The 16522-nt window shown below is 64.9% G+C and carries 15 protein-coding genes; 9 read left to right on the top strand and 6 right to left on the bottom strand.

Annotated features, from left to right (window positions below):
• Nucleotides 1–29 precede the first annotated feature (29 nt).
• From FHS02_RS08070 to FHS02_RS08060, 3 genes are all read left to right on the top strand, one after another.
• The gene (locus FHS02_RS08070) at nucleotides 30–404 is read left to right on the top strand and encodes a YbaN family protein (RefSeq protein ID WP_229422222.1); all 375 of its coding nucleotides are present in this window, start codon (nucleotides 30–32) and stop codon (nucleotides 402–404) included.
• A 117-nt stretch (nucleotides 405–521) separates the two neighbouring features.
• On the top strand, nucleotides 522–2141 hold the full coding sequence (locus tag FHS02_RS08065; protein ID WP_137314552.1) for an NAD(P)/FAD-dependent oxidoreductase: 1620 nt from the start codon (nucleotides 522–524) through the stop codon (nucleotides 2139–2141).
• Entirely contained in the window at nucleotides 2138–2521 is a 384-nt protein-coding gene (locus FHS02_RS08060) for a c-type cytochrome (protein ID WP_137314553.1), read from the top strand. The genes FHS02_RS08065 and FHS02_RS08060 overlap by 4 nt, the downstream gene beginning before the upstream one ends.
• 13 nt (nucleotides 2522–2534) lie before the next feature.
• Here the strand turns inward: FHS02_RS08060 and FHS02_RS08055 are convergent, their stop codons facing one another.
• Complete coding sequence (locus FHS02_RS08055; protein WP_137314554.1) at nucleotides 2535–3464, bottom strand: LysR family transcriptional regulator; 930 nt, start codon at nucleotides 3462–3464, stop codon at nucleotides 2535–2537.
• Nucleotides 3465–3912: 448 nt separating this feature from the next.
• Here FHS02_RS08055 and FHS02_RS08050 point away from each other — a divergent pair, with 448 nt between their 5' ends.
• Both FHS02_RS08050 and FHS02_RS08045 read left to right on the top strand, forming a co-directional pair.
• Nucleotides 3913–4392: a DUF3016 domain-containing protein gene (locus FHS02_RS08050; protein WP_175424831.1), complete on the top strand. Its 480-nt coding sequence runs from the start codon at nucleotides 3913–3915 to the stop codon at nucleotides 4390–4392.
• 147 nt (nucleotides 4393–4539) lie between these two features.
• Nucleotides 4540–5244, top strand: coding sequence for a GntR family transcriptional regulator (locus FHS02_RS08045; RefSeq protein WP_137314556.1), 705 nt, complete (start codon nucleotides 4540–4542; stop codon nucleotides 5242–5244).
• Nucleotides 5245–5316: 72 nt separating this feature from the next.
• Here FHS02_RS08045 and FHS02_RS08040 read toward each other — a convergent pair whose 3' ends face one another.
• The 4 genes from FHS02_RS08040 to FHS02_RS08025 form a co-directional block, all read right to left on the bottom strand.
• Entirely contained in the window at nucleotides 5317–6693 is a 1377-nt protein-coding gene (locus FHS02_RS08040) for an 8-oxoguanine deaminase (protein ID WP_137314557.1), read from the bottom strand.
• Nucleotides 6694–6826: 133 nt separating this feature from the next.
• Nucleotides 6827–8179: a uracil-xanthine permease family protein gene (locus tag FHS02_RS08035; protein WP_137314558.1), complete on the bottom strand. Its 1353-nt coding sequence runs from the start codon at nucleotides 8177–8179 to the stop codon at nucleotides 6827–6829.
• A gap of 459 nt (nucleotides 8180–8638) precedes the next feature.
• Nucleotides 8639–10075 carry a guanine deaminase gene (guaD, locus tag FHS02_RS08030; RefSeq protein ID WP_229422223.1) on the bottom strand — a complete coding sequence of 479 codons (1437 nt, stop codon included), beginning with the start codon at nucleotides 10073–10075 and terminating at the stop codon, nucleotides 8639–8641.
• A 314-nt stretch (nucleotides 10076–10389) separates the two neighbouring features.
• Entirely contained in the window at nucleotides 10390–11637 is a 1248-nt protein-coding gene (locus FHS02_RS08025) for a TerD family protein (RefSeq protein WP_137314559.1), read from the bottom strand.
• Between the two features lie 216 nt (nucleotides 11638–11853).
• Between FHS02_RS08025 and FHS02_RS08020 the strand changes: the two genes are divergently transcribed.
• Together FHS02_RS08020 and FHS02_RS08015 are read left to right on the top strand one after the other, a co-directional pair.
• A complete protein-coding gene (locus FHS02_RS08020) occupies nucleotides 11854–12216 on the top strand; it encodes a DUF485 domain-containing protein (RefSeq protein ID WP_137314560.1) in 363 nt (120 codons plus the stop codon).
• Nucleotides 12213–13877, top strand: coding sequence for a cation acetate symporter (locus tag FHS02_RS08015; protein ID WP_137314561.1), 1665 nt, complete (start codon nucleotides 12213–12215; stop codon nucleotides 13875–13877). Before FHS02_RS08020 ends, FHS02_RS08015 begins: the two co-directional genes overlap by 4 nt.
• A 51-nt stretch (nucleotides 13878–13928) precedes the next feature.
• Here FHS02_RS08015 and FHS02_RS08010 read toward each other — a convergent pair whose 3' ends face one another.
• Nucleotides 13929–14699, bottom strand: coding sequence for an isocitrate lyase/PEP mutase family protein (locus FHS02_RS08010; RefSeq protein ID WP_137314562.1), 771 nt, complete (start codon nucleotides 14697–14699; stop codon nucleotides 13929–13931).
• Between the two features lie 143 nt (nucleotides 14700–14842).
• Here FHS02_RS08010 and FHS02_RS08005 point away from each other — a divergent pair, with 143 nt between their 5' ends.
• Nucleotides 14843–15667 carry a helix-turn-helix domain-containing protein gene (locus FHS02_RS08005; protein WP_137314563.1) on the top strand — a complete coding sequence of 275 codons (825 nt, stop codon included), beginning with the start codon at nucleotides 14843–14845 and terminating at the stop codon, nucleotides 15665–15667.
• Between the two features lie 281 nt (nucleotides 15668–15948).
• Nucleotides 15949–16419, top strand: coding sequence for a hypothetical protein (locus tag FHS02_RS08000; RefSeq protein ID WP_137314564.1), 471 nt, complete (start codon nucleotides 15949–15951; stop codon nucleotides 16417–16419).
• Nucleotides 16420–16522 lie beyond the last annotated feature (103 nt).

Here is a 16522-nt window from a genome sequence, read left to right as displayed (position 1 = left end):
GTGTTGCACGTGAATGGTACGATGCCGCCATGAATCGTCCGATGAAATTCCTGCTGAAGGTGATAGGCGTGATCGCCGTGGTACTCGCCGTGCTCGGCGCCTTCCTGCCGCTGCTGCCGACCACGCCGTTCCTGCTGCTGGCCTCGGCCTGTTTCGCGCGCAGCTCGGTGCGGGCCCACAACTGGCTGCGCACCAATCCCCTGTTCGGCAAGTACCTGCGCGACTGGGAAGACGGCCGCGGCCTGCCGCTGCGCGGCAAGGTCGTGATCCTGCTGTTCATGTGGGGCTCGATGGGATATTCGTTCACGCGCGTGGCGCACATTCCCGCGCTGGTGGCGCTGCTGGCGGCGATCGGCCTGGGCGTCACCATTTTCCTGCTGCGCTTCGTGCCGACCAGGCGCTGAGCTGGAGAAAACGCCGGGGTGATTCCAGAACGGAATCGCAAACACCACCCTGCTGTCGACGCGGCGGCGTCCATGCCCGAGGATGAAGCCGTTGAGTTCATCGATAAAAGGGGCACGATGCAGGACATTCCAGGAGGGCCCGTCAGCCGGCGCCAGATGCTGGCCATGCTGGGCAAGACGCTGGGCGGCGCGGCGATGTACCACGGCATGACGTCGCTGGGTTTCGCGCAGGAGTCGACATTTACCGGGCCGTTGCGGCTCGACGGGGCGCCGCAGGGCACCCACGTGCTGGTGCTGGGCGCCGGCATAGCCGGCCTGTCGGCCGCCTATGAGTTGCGCAACGCCGGCTACCGCGTCACGGTACTCGAATACAACGGGCGCGCCGGCGGGCGCAGCTGGACGATCCGCGGCGGCGACCGCTACACCGAGCTGGGCGGAGCCGAGCAGGAGTGCCGCTTCGCCAAGGGCGAATATGTCAACCCGGGCCCCTGGCGCCTGCCTTATCACCACCACGGCATGCTCGACTACGCGCGCCGCCTGAACGTGCCGCTGGAACCGTTCATCCAGGTCAACTACAACGCTTACCTGCACAGCACGACGGCGTTCGACGGCAAGCCGCAGCGCTATCGCACGGTGCAGGCCGACTACAACGGCCACGTGGCCGAACTGCTGGCCAAGGCCACCAACGCGGGGCGGCTCGATGGCGACATCACCGGCGAGGAAAAGGAAAAGCTGCTCGAATCGCTGGCCTCGTTCGGCGGCTTGAACAAGGACCTGCTGTATGCCAAGGGCCTGCGTTCCAGCGAGCGGCGCGGCTTCGACGTGCCGCCCGGCGGCGGCCTGATGGCGCGCGCGCAGTACTCCACGCCGGGCGACCGCAGTACGCTGATCCGCTCCGGCCTGTGGGAAAGCCTGGCGACCGCCCATGAATACGAGTTCCAGACCAGCATCTTCCAGCCGAAGCACGGCATGGACCAGATCGCGCTGGCGCTCTACCGCCAGGTGAAGCAGCACGTGCAGTTCCACGCCAGGGTGACGAAGATCGACCAGGATGCGCGCGGCGTGACCGTGACGGTGGACGATGCGCGCAAGCCGGGCCAGGGCGTCCGGCAGGTCAAGGCCGACTGGTGCGTGTGCACGATTCCGCTGTCGATCCTGAGCCAGGTCGACGTGACGGCCGGGCCGGAGATGCTGGCGGCGATCGGCGCGGTGCCGTATGCCGCCGCGTTCAAGGCCGGCCTGCAGTTCCGGCGCCGCTTCTGGGAACAGGACGAAGGCATCTTTGGCGGCATTACGTACACGGACCAGCCGATCAACCGGATCTGCTATCCGGCGTCGAACTTCAATGCCAAGGGACCGGCCGTGGTGCTGGGCGCCTACATGTTCGGGCCGAACGCGTTTGAATTCTCGGCGATGGAGACGGAAGAGCGGCTGCGCGAGGTGGTGCGCCAGGGCGGCATGATCCATGCGCAGTACGAAAAGGAGTTCGACAACGGCGTCACGGTCGGCTGGCATCGCGTGCCGTGGATTAACGGCTGCATGGCCATGTGGACGGAACAGGCGCGCGCGCAGCATTACGACAAGCTGTGCGCGATCGACAACCGGCTGGTGCTGGCCGGCGAACACGCGTCGTTCATCGGCGGCTGGCAGGAAGGCGCCGTGCTGTCGGCGCACGACGCGATCACGCGCCTGCACGCGAAGATCCGCGCCACCACGGGAAAGGGGAATGCGGCATGAGGAAATGGCTATGGATGGCCGCGCTCTTTTCGGCGGCGGCCGGCGCGGCGGACGTGCCGCAGATGTCGAGCGGCTATACGTTCGCGCAGAAGGACGGCAAGGCGCTGTATGCGGCCAGCTGCCAGGGTTGCCACATGGCGAAAGGCGAAGGCGCGCGCGGCGCCGGCTTTTATCCGAAGCTGGCCGGCAACCCGCTGGTGCAGAGCCCGGAATACATCGTCTTCCGCGTGGCGAACGGCTACCGTGGCATGCCCGCCTTCGCCGGCATGATGAGCGACGAGCAGATCGCCGCCGTGACCACCTACGTTCGCCAGTCGTTCGCCAAGCCGGACGCGCCGGCGACGACGGTGGAAGACGTGCGCAAGCTGCGCCAGCAATGACGGTGGCGCGCGCTCACGCGAAGGCAAGGTCGCGGATGCGCGCCAGCGACTTCGTCATCGACACGAATTCGGCCACGCCGCCATGCGGATGGCGCGAACCCTTGGTGATGATGGCCACTTCGCGCTCGGCCACCGGCTGCCCCGCCACCGCCATCTTGCGGATGCGCCGCGCGGCGATCGGGTGGCTGAAGACGCGCTCGGGCAGCAGGCAGCAGGTCTCGGTGCCGGCTATCTGGTCGAGCGCCGCGATCAGCGAGCTGGACGAGTACACGGTGGCCGGCATCCGCCAGCCCCAGCGCCCGAAGATCTCGCGCAGCGCATCCTGCGGCTGCCTGGCGCTGTTGGTCTCGCCGAGCACCAGCCAGGGCCGCCCGGCCAGTGCGGCGCCATCGGCCACGTCATCCACATCGGACGCGCCGGGACCGGCACGGCTGGCGATGTACAGCGCTTCCCGGTAGATCGGTTCGATGCACAGGTTACCCGTGTTCAGCCCGTCATGCAGCTCGGACACGACGAGGTCCAGGCGCCCTTCGCGCAGCATGTCGACCAGGTCGCCCGGTGCGCCCTGCTGGATATGCACGTTGGCCTGCTGGTTGCGGCGCTTGAAATCCTCGGCGACGCGGGGCACCAGCGTCAGCGCCGGATCGAGGCTGGCGCCGACGACGACCGTCATGCGCTCGGCCAGCCGTTTGGCATCGAGCATGGCCATCGCATCCTCGACGTCGCGCAGGATGGCCCGCGCGTAGCTGAGCAGTTGCCGGCCCGGCTCCGTCAGCAGGACGCCCGACTGCATGCGCAGCACCAGCTCCACGCCATGCGCGGCCTCGAGCTTGAGCACGCTTTTGGTCAGCGCGGCCTGGGAAACGCGCAGCGCCCGCGACGCGGCGCGGAAGCCGCCATGCTCGATGACGGCCACGAAGTCGCGCAATTGCTGCAGTGTCATGCTCCTCCCGGATAGACGAAACCCATCTTCCCTTATGCGATTTTCGTGCCAACAAGTTTCCGGGCGGTTCCGGGCCGCGCGCGGCCATCGCCGCGTCAAAGCGGTGCGAGCGGTCCCTCGCGCTGGTGCGCCAGCACCGCGACCGTGCCGACTATCCAGAAAAAAGTCACGAACCTCAAAACCAGTGACAGGCTCCTATTTCCGAGAAATGTTTGAGGACCTTTGGCAGGCCGCAGCGGCGGAACATCTTCTCTCCGGGAAAAGTTTCAAAAATACTGGTGTCTGTCACCGGTTTTGAGGAAATGTTTCAAGAAAACTGGTGTCTGTCACCGGTTTTGGAGTGAATGGCGCGGGCTGTCACATCGTGTTACACCCGCTACTTAGCGGCGATTGAAGCGCGGCCGAATGGGCGTATATTCGGTACACAATGTGGACAAGGACTTTTATCATGAAGAAATTCATACGCATGGCAGGGGTTGCCGTGCTGCTGGCTGCGTCGGGCATGGCCAGCGCAGGCGCCAAGGTGACCTATGTGGATACCGAAAAGATGACGGATGTGCCGCGCTTCGCCAGCGACCGCGAATCGATGGAGATCCATTTCCGCGAGCACCTGGAGTTGCTCGCCAAGAAATTACCGGCAGGCCAGCAGCTGAACGTGGAATTCCTCGACATCGACCTGGCCGGCGACCAGTTCCCCCGCGTGGCGGTGCAGGACGTGCGGGTGCTGAAGGGCCGTGCCGACTGGCCACGCATGCATTTCCGCTACACCATCGAGCAGGACGGCAAGGTGGTCAAGAGCGGCGAGCCGAAGCTGGCCGACCCGAATTACCTGATGGGCACGAACCGCTGGAACAACGAGCAGTACAGCCACGAAAAGCAGATGCTGGAAGACTGGTTCCGGAAGGATGTGCTGGGCAAATCGCGGTAGGCAACGCGGCGTTGCAGCCGGGTGGAATGGTGGACGGGCACAGGCGCATGGGCAAGCATGGCAAGGGGCGCATGAACAGATACCTTGCGAGATAGCCAATATATGCGCGCGCATGTATGATTGCGGATCATTTACTGTCCGATTTCCATGTCAGCGTCCATCGCAGCCACAGAAGAAAAGCAGAGCAGCGGCGCGAGCTCGAACGACATTGCCGACGATATCGCTTCAGCCATCGCGGCGCGCAAACTTCCCCCTGGCACCAAGTTGCGCGAGGAAGCATTGTCGCGCCTCTACCATGTCAGCCGTACCAAGATCCGCGCGGCGCTGCTGATCCTGTCGAAGGACAAGCTGATTCGCATCGTGCCGGACAAGGGCGCGTTCGTCAGCCAGCCCAGCGAAAAGGAATCGCGCGACATCTTCGCGGCCCGGCGCATCATCGAGGGCGCCCTGGCCCGCGAATTCGTGGCCAAGGCCACGGCGGCCGACTACCGCAAGCTGGAAAAACACCTGGAAGCGGAGCGCCGCTCGCTGGAAGGCGACCACAAGGTGCGCTCGCGCCTGCTGGGCGATTTCCATGTGGTGCTGGCCGAGGTGGTGGGCAACGACGTGGTGCGCGAAATGCTGCACGAGCTGGTGGCCCGCAGTTCGCTGATCACGATGCTGTACCAGTCCGACCGCGATGCCGCCTGCTCCGCCGACGAACATGCCGAATTCCTCGCCGCGGCCCGCGCCGGCGATGCGGACCTGGCCGCGCAGGTAATGCTTGCACACCTGACCCACGTGGAAGCGGCGCTGCGTTTCGATAGCGGTACCAACCACGAGAAGGACCTCGTGTCGGCATTGCTGAAATAATCCGGCGGCGGGCCGAGGCCCGCCCGGACAAGCCGGATCGCTCCGGCCCCCCCTGCCCTTTACTCCGCGACGTCAAGCGACCTTGCGCGTACCCGTCTTCAGCGCCAGCTCGCTGGCCAGCGCATTGTGCCGCTCGATCACCACCGGCAGATCGACCGTCTGCAACCGGCCGTCGCGCACCACCACCTTGCCGTTGATGATGCTGTGCGTGACGTTCGACGGCGTGCAGAACACCAGCGCGGCGACCGGGTCGTGCAGCGCACCGGCAAAGCCGATCTGGTCGAGGCGGAACGTGACGATGTCGGCCGCCATGCCCGGCATCAAAGCGCCGATGTCGTCCCGGTTCAGCACCTTGGCACCGCCCAGCGTGGCGATTTCCAGCGCCTGCCGCGCCGTCATCGCATCCGGACCGAAGCCCACGCGCTGCAGCAGCATCGCCTGGCGCGCCTCGCCCAGCATGTGGCCGGCGTCGTTCGACGCGCAGCCGTCCACGCCCAGGCCGACCGGCACGCCGGCATCGATCATCTTGCGGATCGGCGCGATGCCGGACGCCAGCCGCATGTTCGAACACGGGCAATGCGCGATCCCCGTGCCGGTGCGGCCGAACATGTAGACGCCGTCGTCGTCCAGCTGCACGCAGTGGGCATGCCATACGTCGTGGCCGACCCACCCGCAATCCTCCGCGTACTGGGCGGGTGTCATGTTGAATTTCTCGCGGCTGTAGGCGATGTCGTTGACGTTTTCCGCCAGGTGCGTGTGCAGCGATACACCGTAGCTGCGCGCCAGGCTGGCCGCTTCCTTCATCAGCTCGCGCGACACGGAAAACGGCGAGCAAGGCGCCACCACGATGCGCTGCATCGCATAGCGGCCGGCGTCGTGGAAGGTCTCGATCAGACGCTGGGTGTCCTTCAGGATTGCCGCTTCCTCCTCCACCACGGCGTCCGGCGGCAGGCCGCCCTTCGACTGGCCCACGCTCATCGACCCGCGGGCGGCATGGAAGCGCATGCCGATGGCCTGCGCCGCTTCGATGCTGTCTTCCAGCCGGCAGTCGTTCGGGTAGATGTACAGGTGGTCGCTGCTGGTGGTACAGCCGGACAGGATCAGTTCCGACATCGCCGTCAGCGTGGACACGTGCACCATCTCGCCGGTGAGGTTGGCCCAGATCGGATACAGGTTCGTCAGCCAGTTGAACAGCTCGCCGTTCTGCGCGGCGGGGATCACGCGGGTCAGGCTCTGGTACATGTGGTGGTGGGTGTTGACGAGGCCGGGCATGACGACCTGGCCGGTGGCGTCGATCACTTCGTCGGCCGTTTGCGGCAGGTCGGCGCTGGGGCCCACGGCTTCGATGACGTTGCCGCGCACAAAGACGGCGCCATCGTCGATTTCGCGCCGCCCGTCGTCCATCGTCACGACGACGCGGGCATTCCTGATCAGCAGTGTTTTGGTCATGTCATTGATTCCATTAAGGAGGATGACACTGCGGAAACAATGCTAGTGAATCACACTACGGCACCGCGGAAACAATGTCGTTAAAAAAACCGCGCGGCCCTCTCGTTGGCCGCGCGGCACTCACGGAGGAAGCTTACGCCGCCTCGACGTTTTTTACCAGCAGCGGCTGGGGTGGCTCTTCGGCCTCTTCGTCATGGACCTCGTCTTCGCGGCCCGGCAGGATCAGGTTCAGCGCCATGGCGACGATGGCACCGGTACTGATGCCCGAACCGAAGATTTCCTTCACGATGGCCGGCATCTTCGCCAGCAGTTCCGGACGGGCGCTGACGGCCAGGCCGCAACCCAGCGACACGGCGATGATCAGGCCGTTGCGCTTGTTGTGTTCCACGCTGGCCAGCATCTGCACGCCGGCAGCGAGGATCATGGCGAACATCATCAGGCCGGCACCGCCCAGCACGGGCTGCGGAATGGTGACCACGACGGCGCCCAATACCGGGAACAGGCCCGCCAGCAGCAGGAACCCGCCGGTCAGCGCCACCACGTGGCGGCTGGCCACGCCGGTCAGCGAGATGACGCCGACGTTCTGTGCGAAGGTCGACACGGCCGGGCTGCCCAGGATGGAGACGAAGGCGGAACCGACGCCGTCGCACAGCACGCCGCGGCACAGGTGCTTGCCGCGCACTTTGGTGTTGGTGGCGGTGCCCAGCGCCATGAAGGTGCCGGTGGTTTCCACGATCGTGACGATGTAGGCCAGGCCCATGGCAAGGATGCCGCTGAGCGGGAACGTCATGCCGTATTGCAGCGGTTGCGGCAGTGCGAACGTGGTGGCCGTGGCAACCGAGCTGAAGTCGACCAGGCCGAAGCCCAGGCAGACCACGTAGCCGATGGCCATGCCGATCACGACGGCGGCGGCGGAAATGATGCCCTTGCCGAACTGCACCAGGCCGATCACGGTGACCAGCACGAACAGCGCGATGCCCAGGTTGATCGGTGCGGCGTAGTTCGGCGCCCCCTTGCCGCCGGCGGCCCAGTCGATCGCGACCGGCACCAGCGACAGGCCGATCATCGTGACGACGACGGCCGTGACGGTGTGCGGAAACAGTTTGCGGATCTGCGGCATGAAGAAGCTGCCCACGATCATGATCGCGGAACCGGCCAGCGACGAGCCGAGGATGCCGGGCACGCCGTACTCGAAGCCGATCGTGATGGCGGCGCCGACGAACGCGAAGCTGGTGCCCATCACGCAGGGCAGGCGGATGCCGACCGGCCCTACGCCCTTGCACTGGATGATGGTGACGACGCCGGAGCCGAGCAGCGCGGCGTTGACGAGTGCGACGACCTGGTCGGCCGGCAGTTTCAGCACGGCGCCGATGACCAGCGGCACGGCGATGATGCCTCCCAGCGCGGCGAGCATGTGCTGGGCGGCCAGCAGGATGGTGGTGAGCAGCGGTGGACGGTCGTCCACCTGGTAGAGCAGGTTGTTCATCTGTGTCTCCAAATATTGTGTATGAACGTTGCGTTCCTGTTCGGCATGCCTGCAGATTGTCTCGCCTGCTGGGAATATCGAGGTTGGGCGTATCAGGTCCCGGTCTGCCTCCGCCGGCGCCCTGGTCGGGCGGAGGCTTCAGCGGCAGTACAGGCCGAGCTCATCGGTGCTGTACTGCCTGGACGGTTTCCCGAGGATGCCTCGGCGCTACTCTTTGGCAGCTTTTGATGGGAAGTCATGGTGCCCAGTCGCGAAAAAGTTGTCAACAGATTTTGTATACAATTTTGAGCATGATGGGTATCGGATGGCGCGTAGGTGACAGTGTAAAGCCACGGTGCAAAGCCACGGTGCAAAGTCATCGTGCAAAGTCACGGCGCGCGCCCGCTGTTATTGGCCTATGGAAATTTCGTGTATACAGTAGTGACCCCGGCCGGCGCGAAAGCCGGCCGCGGGCAAGGCTTACTGCCCCTTGCCCATGATGTAGGTGCGCTCCACCGTGCGGTCGTCGCCCAGCGTCTGCAGCACGAACAGTTTTTCCTCGAGCGAGGTGGCCCGCGCCGAGCGGAACTTCAGCAGCTCGGTGGCGTTCGGGTTCAGCACGACGAAGTCGGCCTCGTTGCCGGCTTTAAAACTGCCGATGCGGTCATCCAGGTCCAGCGCCCTGGCCGCACCCAGCGTCGACAGGTAGAACGATTTCAGCGCGGTCAGCGGCTTTTTCTCGGCCGGATTGTCCGTGAAGGCCTTGTGCAGCTGGATCACCTTGTAGGCTTCGCCCATCGTGCGCAGCGCCGAGAAGCTGGTGCCGGCGCCCACGTCGGTGCCCATGCCCACTTTCACGCCATGCTTCTCCGCCGCCTGCAGGTCGAACAAGCCGCTGCCCAGGAACAGGTTCGAGGTGGGGCAGAACGCGATGGCCGAGCCGGTTTTCGCCAGCGACGCGAATTCGTCGTCGCGCAGGTGCACGCCGTGCGCATACACCGAACGCTTGCGCGACAGGCCGAAGCTGTCATACACGTTCAGGTAGCCGGTGGAGGACGGGAACAGTTCCTGCACCCAGGCGATCTCGCCTTTGTTCTCGGACAGGTGGGTGTGCATGTACACGTCCGGGTATTCCTGCAGCAGCTTGCCGGCCATCGTCAGCTGTTCCGGCGTCGACGTGGGCGCGAAGCGCGGCGTGACCGCATACAGCGCGCGGCCGCGCTTGTGCCAGCGGTTGATCAGCGTTTTCGAATCGGCATACGAGGTTTGCGCCGTATCGAGCAGGTAATCGGGCGCATTGCGGTCCATCATGACCTTGCCGGCGATGAGGCGCATGTTGCGCTTGGCCGCTTCCTCGAACAGCGCGTCGACCGATTCCGGGTGCACGGTGGCCATCACCAGCGCGGTCGTGGTGCCGTTCTTCACGAGTTCGTTCACGAAGGTCCTGGCGACGCCCTTCGCATAGTCCTTGTTGCCGAACTGCTTCTCGGTCGGGAACGTGTACGTGTTCAGCCACTCCAGCAACTGCTCGCCGAAGGAGCCGATCATTTCCGTCTGCGGGTAGTGCACGTGGCTGTCGATGAAGCCCGGCACGATCAGGCGGCCGCGGTAATCGACGACCTGCACGTTCTGGTGGTTCGACAGCACGGTGCCGGCCGGGCCGACGGCCTTGACCTTGCCGTCCGCGCCCACCAGCAGCACGCCGTCCTCGTAGTATTCGTACGACTGGCCGCCGGCCGACGGGTCGCCGGTGAAGTGCAGCACGGCGGCGCGGTATGCCACTGGGCTGCTTGGTTGCTGTTGCTGGCTTTGCTGGCTTTGCTGGCCGGCCTGCGCGGACGGCGCAGCGGCGGCGGCGGCGGCCACCATGGCGGCGGCGATCGCGGCGGACAGGCGTAACAGGCGTGCTTTGCTCATGTAGTCTCCAGTGATGAGTTGTATGTGTTGTTGTCGGGTGCTGTTGTCGCACCTTGTGATGCTTGCGCGCAGGCGTACCCGCATGGCCGCTTCTGGCGGCCATGGCCTGTCGTCCCAACGTGGTATCAGTATCTGTACTGTTGTTGAACCGGCGTGACGGCCGGTGCGCAGCGCGAGGAAGAGCGTTGTCGAATTCGACAGTCGCAGGAAGACAATGTACCGCCAGAAGCCGGCCGGCTTATATGCTTCTGAATATCATGCTTATCAGCACAGGCCTCTGGCGGTAATTGGGAGAGGCGAAATGGAAGCGGCGGTCAGCTCTTCGAGCCGCGGGCCCAGCGCAGGCCAAACCCGTATTTGCGGTCCATCGCTTCGTGGTTGCTGATCTTGCCGTCCGAGACGATGTAGTCGACCAGCTTGGTGACCTGCAGCTGCCCGTTGTGGTTTTCGATCGATGCGATGGCGCACATGCCGCCGGCGCCGCCATGGTCGAGCCGGACTTCGACCGGCGCGTTGTCCGGCACCTCGATCGTGACGACGCCGTCCGTCGCCGCCCAGTTCGGCACGCCCTGGTAGATGAACGTGAACACGAGGATGCGCCGGATCTGGTCGAACTGGTCGCCGTTGATGAACAGGTTCTCGCCGGCGGTATTGGTGCCGGTGCGGTCGTCGCTGTCGAGCTTGATGAAGGGCCGGCTGTCGAAGCTGCCCCACGAATCGCCCAGCGCCTGCACGCCGCCCGCCGTGCCGTCAGCCAGTTCGAACAGGCAGCCCAGGTCCAGGTCGACGCCGTTGGCGCCTTTCGGCCGCAGGGCACCGCCGAGCATGCCGAGCAGGCCGCCGCTCTTCTGCTCCGGCGCCGCGCCGGACGGATTGCGGTTCCAGTTCAGGTTGACGCGGATGCGGCCGAACCCGCGCTTGGCCGCGCCCTTGGCCAGCGACACCTTGTCGCCGCGTTTTTCCAGCGTGACTTTCGACAGCGATATCTTGGGTGCTGGTGCTGGTGCGGGGGATGGAGCGGGAGCCGGTGCGGAGGCTGGCGCCGCGGCGGCGGCCGCCTCGGTGCCGCCGAAATGCGCCAGCAGCGCCGACAGGCCGCCATTGAACCCCTGGCCCACGGCGCCGAAGCGCCACACGCCGTCCTTGCGATACAGCTCGCCCAGCATGACGGCCTTCTCTTCCTGGAAGTCGGCGCCGGACAGCGCGAACGTCGCCGCGCCACCCAGCACCATGGCGCCGCTGCCGATGCCGCGCATGGTGCCGTTGCCGTCGATCGCCCCGGTGAAGACCAGCTTGTCGATGGACGCGGGCAGCGCATCGAGGTTCAGCTGGAACTCCGCCCGGGAACCGGACAGGTTGACGCGGATCGCGCCATCCGGGCTGGCCAGCTGGTTGAAGAAGATCATGTAGCGGTCGTCGGCCAGCTTGCCGGCCGCATCGAGGCCGAAGCACGACAGGTCGACCGACAGGCCGCCGGCCGGCAGGTCGATGGCCACGCTGAAGGCGGAGCCCAGGCCGAGGTCGGACAGTTTGGCTTTCTGGCCGCGGATGAAGGTTTTCATTGGTTCGGTTCCGTTTTGTTATCACTGGAATTGGCGATGGTAAGCCATGCCCGGCCGGGCCGCTCGATCTTGCCATGGCGCGCAACCATCAGGAGAAAATCCGGGGTGACCATCGGTCATCGCGAGCGTAAGCATATGGTAAGCAACGGTACTTAGGATCCACCTTAGCCGACTTATATCAATAAGCTGTGCGTCATAAAATTATTGGAGACAAAAATGGAACAAGACATGGTGCGCCGGGTCAAGCAAGACCCCAACTACCAGAAGCTGGTCAAGACCCGCTCCCGCTACGGCTGGATGCTGACCTGGGCCGTGATGATCGCCTACTACGGCTTCACGGCGCTGAACGCCTTCGACAAGGAATTCATGGCGGCCAAGATCGGCGACGGCGTCATGTCGCGCGGCGTGCCGCTCGGCCTGTTCGTGATCCTGTTCACGGTGGCCGTCACGGCCATCTACGTGCGCCGCGCCAACCGCGAATTCGATGCGCTGACCGACGCCATCCACGCCAACGCCGCCGCAGGCCAGCCCTCCTCGACCGGCGCCGCCAACGCCGCACCGAAAGAGGTGCGCGCATGAACCGTTTTGTTAACCGTACCGCCGCCGCGCTGGCTGCCCTGACCGTGGCCGGCGCTGCCCTGGCCGCGCCCGACCTGGGCGAGGCCACCAAGCAGGCCACCAACTGGACCGCGATCAGCATGTTCGCGGCCTTCGTGCTGCTGACACTGTTCATCACCAAGTGGGCCGCCAAGCGCACCCGCTCGGCATCGGACTTCTACACGGCCGGCGGTGGCATCACCGGCTTCCAGAACGGCCTGGCGATCGCCGGCGACTTCATGTCGGCCGCGTCCTTCCTCGGTATTTCCGCCGCCGTGTTCATCAGCGGCTTCGATGGCCTGATCTACGCGATCGGCTTCCTGGTCGGCTGGCCGGTGCTGACCTTCCTGATGGCCGAGCGCCTGCGCAACCTGGGCCGCTTCACCTTCGCCGACGTGGCCGCCTACCGCTTCGCCCAGAAGCCGGTGCGCCTGTTCGCGGCATCCGGCACGCTGGTCGTGGTGCTGTTCTACCTGATCGCCCAGATGGTCGGTGCCGGCCAGCTGATCAAGCTGCTGTTCGGCCTGGATTACTGGATCGCCGTGGTACTGGTGGGCGTGCTGATGATGGTGTACGTGCTGTTCGGCGGCATGACGGCGACGACCTGGGTGCAGATCATCAAGGCCGTAATGCTGCTGGGCGCCACCACCTACATGGCGTTCGCGGTGCTGGCCCTGTACGACTTCAGCCCGTCGGCGCTGTTCGCCAAGGCCGTGCAAGTGCATGACAAGGGCGATGCGATCATGGGCCCGGGCGGCTTCATCAAGGACCCGATCTCCGGCATCTCGTTCGGCATGGCGCTGATGTTCGGCACCGCCGGCCTGCCCCACATCCTGATGCGCTTCTTCACGGTGCCGAGCGCCAAGGAAGCCCGCAAGTCCGTGCTGTGGGCCACCACCTGGATCGGCTACTTCTATGTGCTGGTGTTCATCATCGGCTTCGGCGCCATCGTGCTGGTCGGTACCAACCCGGTCTTCAAGGATGCCGCCGGCGCACTGCTGGGCGGTAACAACATGGCGGCCGTGCACCTGGCGAACGCCGTCGGCGGCGACATCTTCCTGGGCTTCATCTCGGCCGTGGCCTTCGCCACCATCCTGGCCGTGGTGGCCGGCCTGACGCTGTCCGGCGCCTCGGCCGTGTCGCATGACCTGTATGCCACGGTGCTGAAGAAGGGCAAGCCGGCTCCAGGCAGCGAACTGCGCGTGTCGAAGTTCACGACGATCGTGCTGGGCGTGATCGCCGTGCTGCTGGGGATCGTGTTCGAGAAGCAGAACGTTGCCTTCATGGTGTCGCTGGCCTTCGCCATCGCCGCTTCGGCCAACTTCCCGGTGCTGTTCATGTCCGTCCTGTGGAGCAAGTGCACCACGCGCGGCGCGACCGTGGGCGGCTTCCTCGGCCTGATCACCGCCGTGGCGCTGACCGTGCTGTCGAAATCGGTGTGGGTCGACGTGTTCCACAACGCCGAAGCGATCTTCCCGTACACCTCGCCGGCGCTGTTCTCGATGACCGTCGGCTTCGTCGGCATCTGGCTGTTCTCGATCACCGATTCGAGCAAGCGTGCCGCCATCGACAAGGCCGGCTTCGAGGCGCAGGAAGTGCGTTCGGAAACCGGTATCGGTGCATCGGGCGCGCACGCGCACTGATGATTTAAGCTGAATGCGACGGCCCGGGCGTGCAAGCGTCCGGGCCGTTTTTCATTCCGGCTGGCCCAATACAAGCTGCGCCGCCGCACGCGTGGCTTCCATCGCCTGCAGGTAAGGCGCGGGTCCGTGGCTGATGCGTGCCACGCCCGCTTTGGCAAGGGTGCGGCTATCCGCCATGCCCGGCATGACCATCACGTTCAATGGCAGCGCGATGGTTGCCGCCAGTTCGGCGATGACCGGCAGGTCGACCAGGCCTGGTACGAAGAAGCCGGAAGCACCGGCTTTTGCGTAGGCGGCTGCGCGCTGTTTTGCCTGGTCCAGCACATCTTGCGGTGACGTTTTCCCGTCGAAGAACAGGTCGGTGCGGGCATTGATGAACAGCGCGATGCCGCGCCCGGCCGCCATGCCGCGAATCGCGGCGATGCGTTCACACTGCGCATCGATCCCGTACAACCCTGCTCCGTTGACGATCCGGTCTTCGAGGTTGATGCCGACCACGCCGTGATCGAGCAGCCTGGATACGTAGCCGGCGCAGGCTTGCGGGTCGGCGCTGTAGCCGCCCTCGATATCGGCCGTGACGGGCAGCGGGACGGAACGCGCGATCCGGCCGAGGACCTGTTCCACCAGCGCCAGCGGAATCGACTCGCCATCCTCGTAGCCGTGCGCCGCAGCCACGGCCCAGCTGCTGGTGCCGATCGCCCGCGCACCGGCGGCGGCGATCGCCCTGGCACTGCCGGTATCCCATGCGTTGTACAGCACCAGCGGCTCTCCTTTGCGATGCAGGGAGGCGAAGTGGCGGGCGAAAGCGTTGTGCTGGTTCATGGGCGGGGCTCCTTCATGGTTGGTTCTAATTCAGTAACCGGATCATCGCGCCGCGCCGGCTGGCGATCAATTACTCGGCATTGCGCAGCGCCATGACCTCGCAGGTTATGGAACGGCGCCGGGCAATTCGCTAAGATCCCGGGATGAAAACCGAATCGATCAGTTTTGACAGCGGTGCCGACGTGGGTGCGATGCTGCGCGAATGGCGCCTGGTCAGGCGCCTGTCCCAGCTGGACCTGGCGCTGCAGGCGGACGTCTCGGCGCGGCACCTGAGCTATGTGGAAACCGGCAGGTCGAAACCGAGCCGGGAAATGATCGTGCGGCTCGCCGAATCGCTGGCAGTGCCGCTGCGGGAACGCAATGCGCTGTTCATTGCCGGCGGTTTTGCACCGAAGTATCCGGAAAGCGGACTGGACACGCCCCGCCTGGCGCAGATGCGCTATGCGGTCGAGGCGATCCTTGCCCAGCAGGAGCCATATCCGGCCTACCTGTGCAACCGCCACTGGGACATCCTGATGCAGAACGAGGCCGCCGGTCGCCTCAACCGCTGCATGCTCGACGGGCGCGACAGCCCGCACACCAACATGCTGCACCAGTTCTTCGATCCCGCCGACCTGCGCGGCGCCGTGGAGAACTGGGAAGAAATCGCCGGCAGCCTGCTGCGCTACCTGCACAACGAAGTGGCCGCCTCGCGGGCCGATACCAAGGCGGCCGGCCTGCTCGACGACATGCTCGCCTATCCCGGCGTGCCAGCGCACTGGCGCCACCGGGAGCTGGGCACCGCGCCGGCGCCGGTGCTCACCACGCGTTTCAAACGCGATGGCGCAAGGCTGGCGTTCTTCTCCACCATCACCACCTTCGGCACACCACGCGACGTCACGCTGGACGAGGTGTTCATCGAGTCGTGCTTTCCGGCGGATGCGGAGACGGCGGCGTTTTGCCGGCGGTTGCAGGCGGACGGCGGTTGATTCATCGGGCCCGGGGGCAGGTAGCGATAGTGCCCTCCCATCGGCGACGCTGACCGTCCAGCCAGCAAGGGGCGTTGTGTTTTCAGCCCACCCTTGCATTCCACAGCAAATATTGCGCATAACCAACTTGGTCAGCCGCCCGTCGCTCGACAATGCGAAGTCGGCGATACCGGGCGCCATCACTGCGCGTGATCTGCCGTCAAGAACGCACTCTTCGATGTAACAAACCTGAATGGGAGTCCGCTCATGTGGACCGCCCGCTCTTTCCAGCAGAGGCCAACATGAAACGTAACGCTTCGGACCGCATTTCAGCGGTCGTTCTTCCCGACCCTGTTTGGCGCTACCTCATCCTGTTCCAGTCCTGGACCCAGTTTTTTTCTTGCGTCGCGTTGTTGGCAATTGTGGCGGCCATCACGGTTTTCCTGCTATGGCTGGCCGGCGATGTACACATGTTCACGGATTTGATGGGCGCGGCATTGCTCGGCGGAGTATGGTCGGTGATGGACGCCACCAAGGCCCAGTTTTCCATTCGCGCCCCGACAACGTTAGAAAAGGCTCAGTGCGAAAATATGCTCGATGAATGGCATTACGTGCAGCGATCTTTTACAACGCAAGAAAGGAGATTCGGGCAGAACCTGCCCCGTTTCCTGCGCTGGTCCGACAGTGACGTAACCATCGTGGAACGCGACGGCACGGTCATTTGCACCGGACCGCAAATGCTGATCAGGAAGATGCGAAAGCTGGTGCTTTGAGTCTGGCGCCCGCAGTAGCCAAGAGACTGTGGCAATGTAGTTTCCGCCTGGGCTGGATCGGCAGCATTTGACAGGCACCTCCGGACATCGGACATTGACGCTA

Source organism: Pseudoduganella umbonata, assembly GCF_014192225.1.
In the GTDB taxonomy this organism is placed as follows: Bacteria; Pseudomonadota; Gammaproteobacteria; order Burkholderiales; family Burkholderiaceae_D; genus Rugamonas; species Rugamonas umbonata.
Note: the sequence above shows the minus strand (reverse complement) of the source record. Positions and strands in the feature narration are given on the sequence as shown.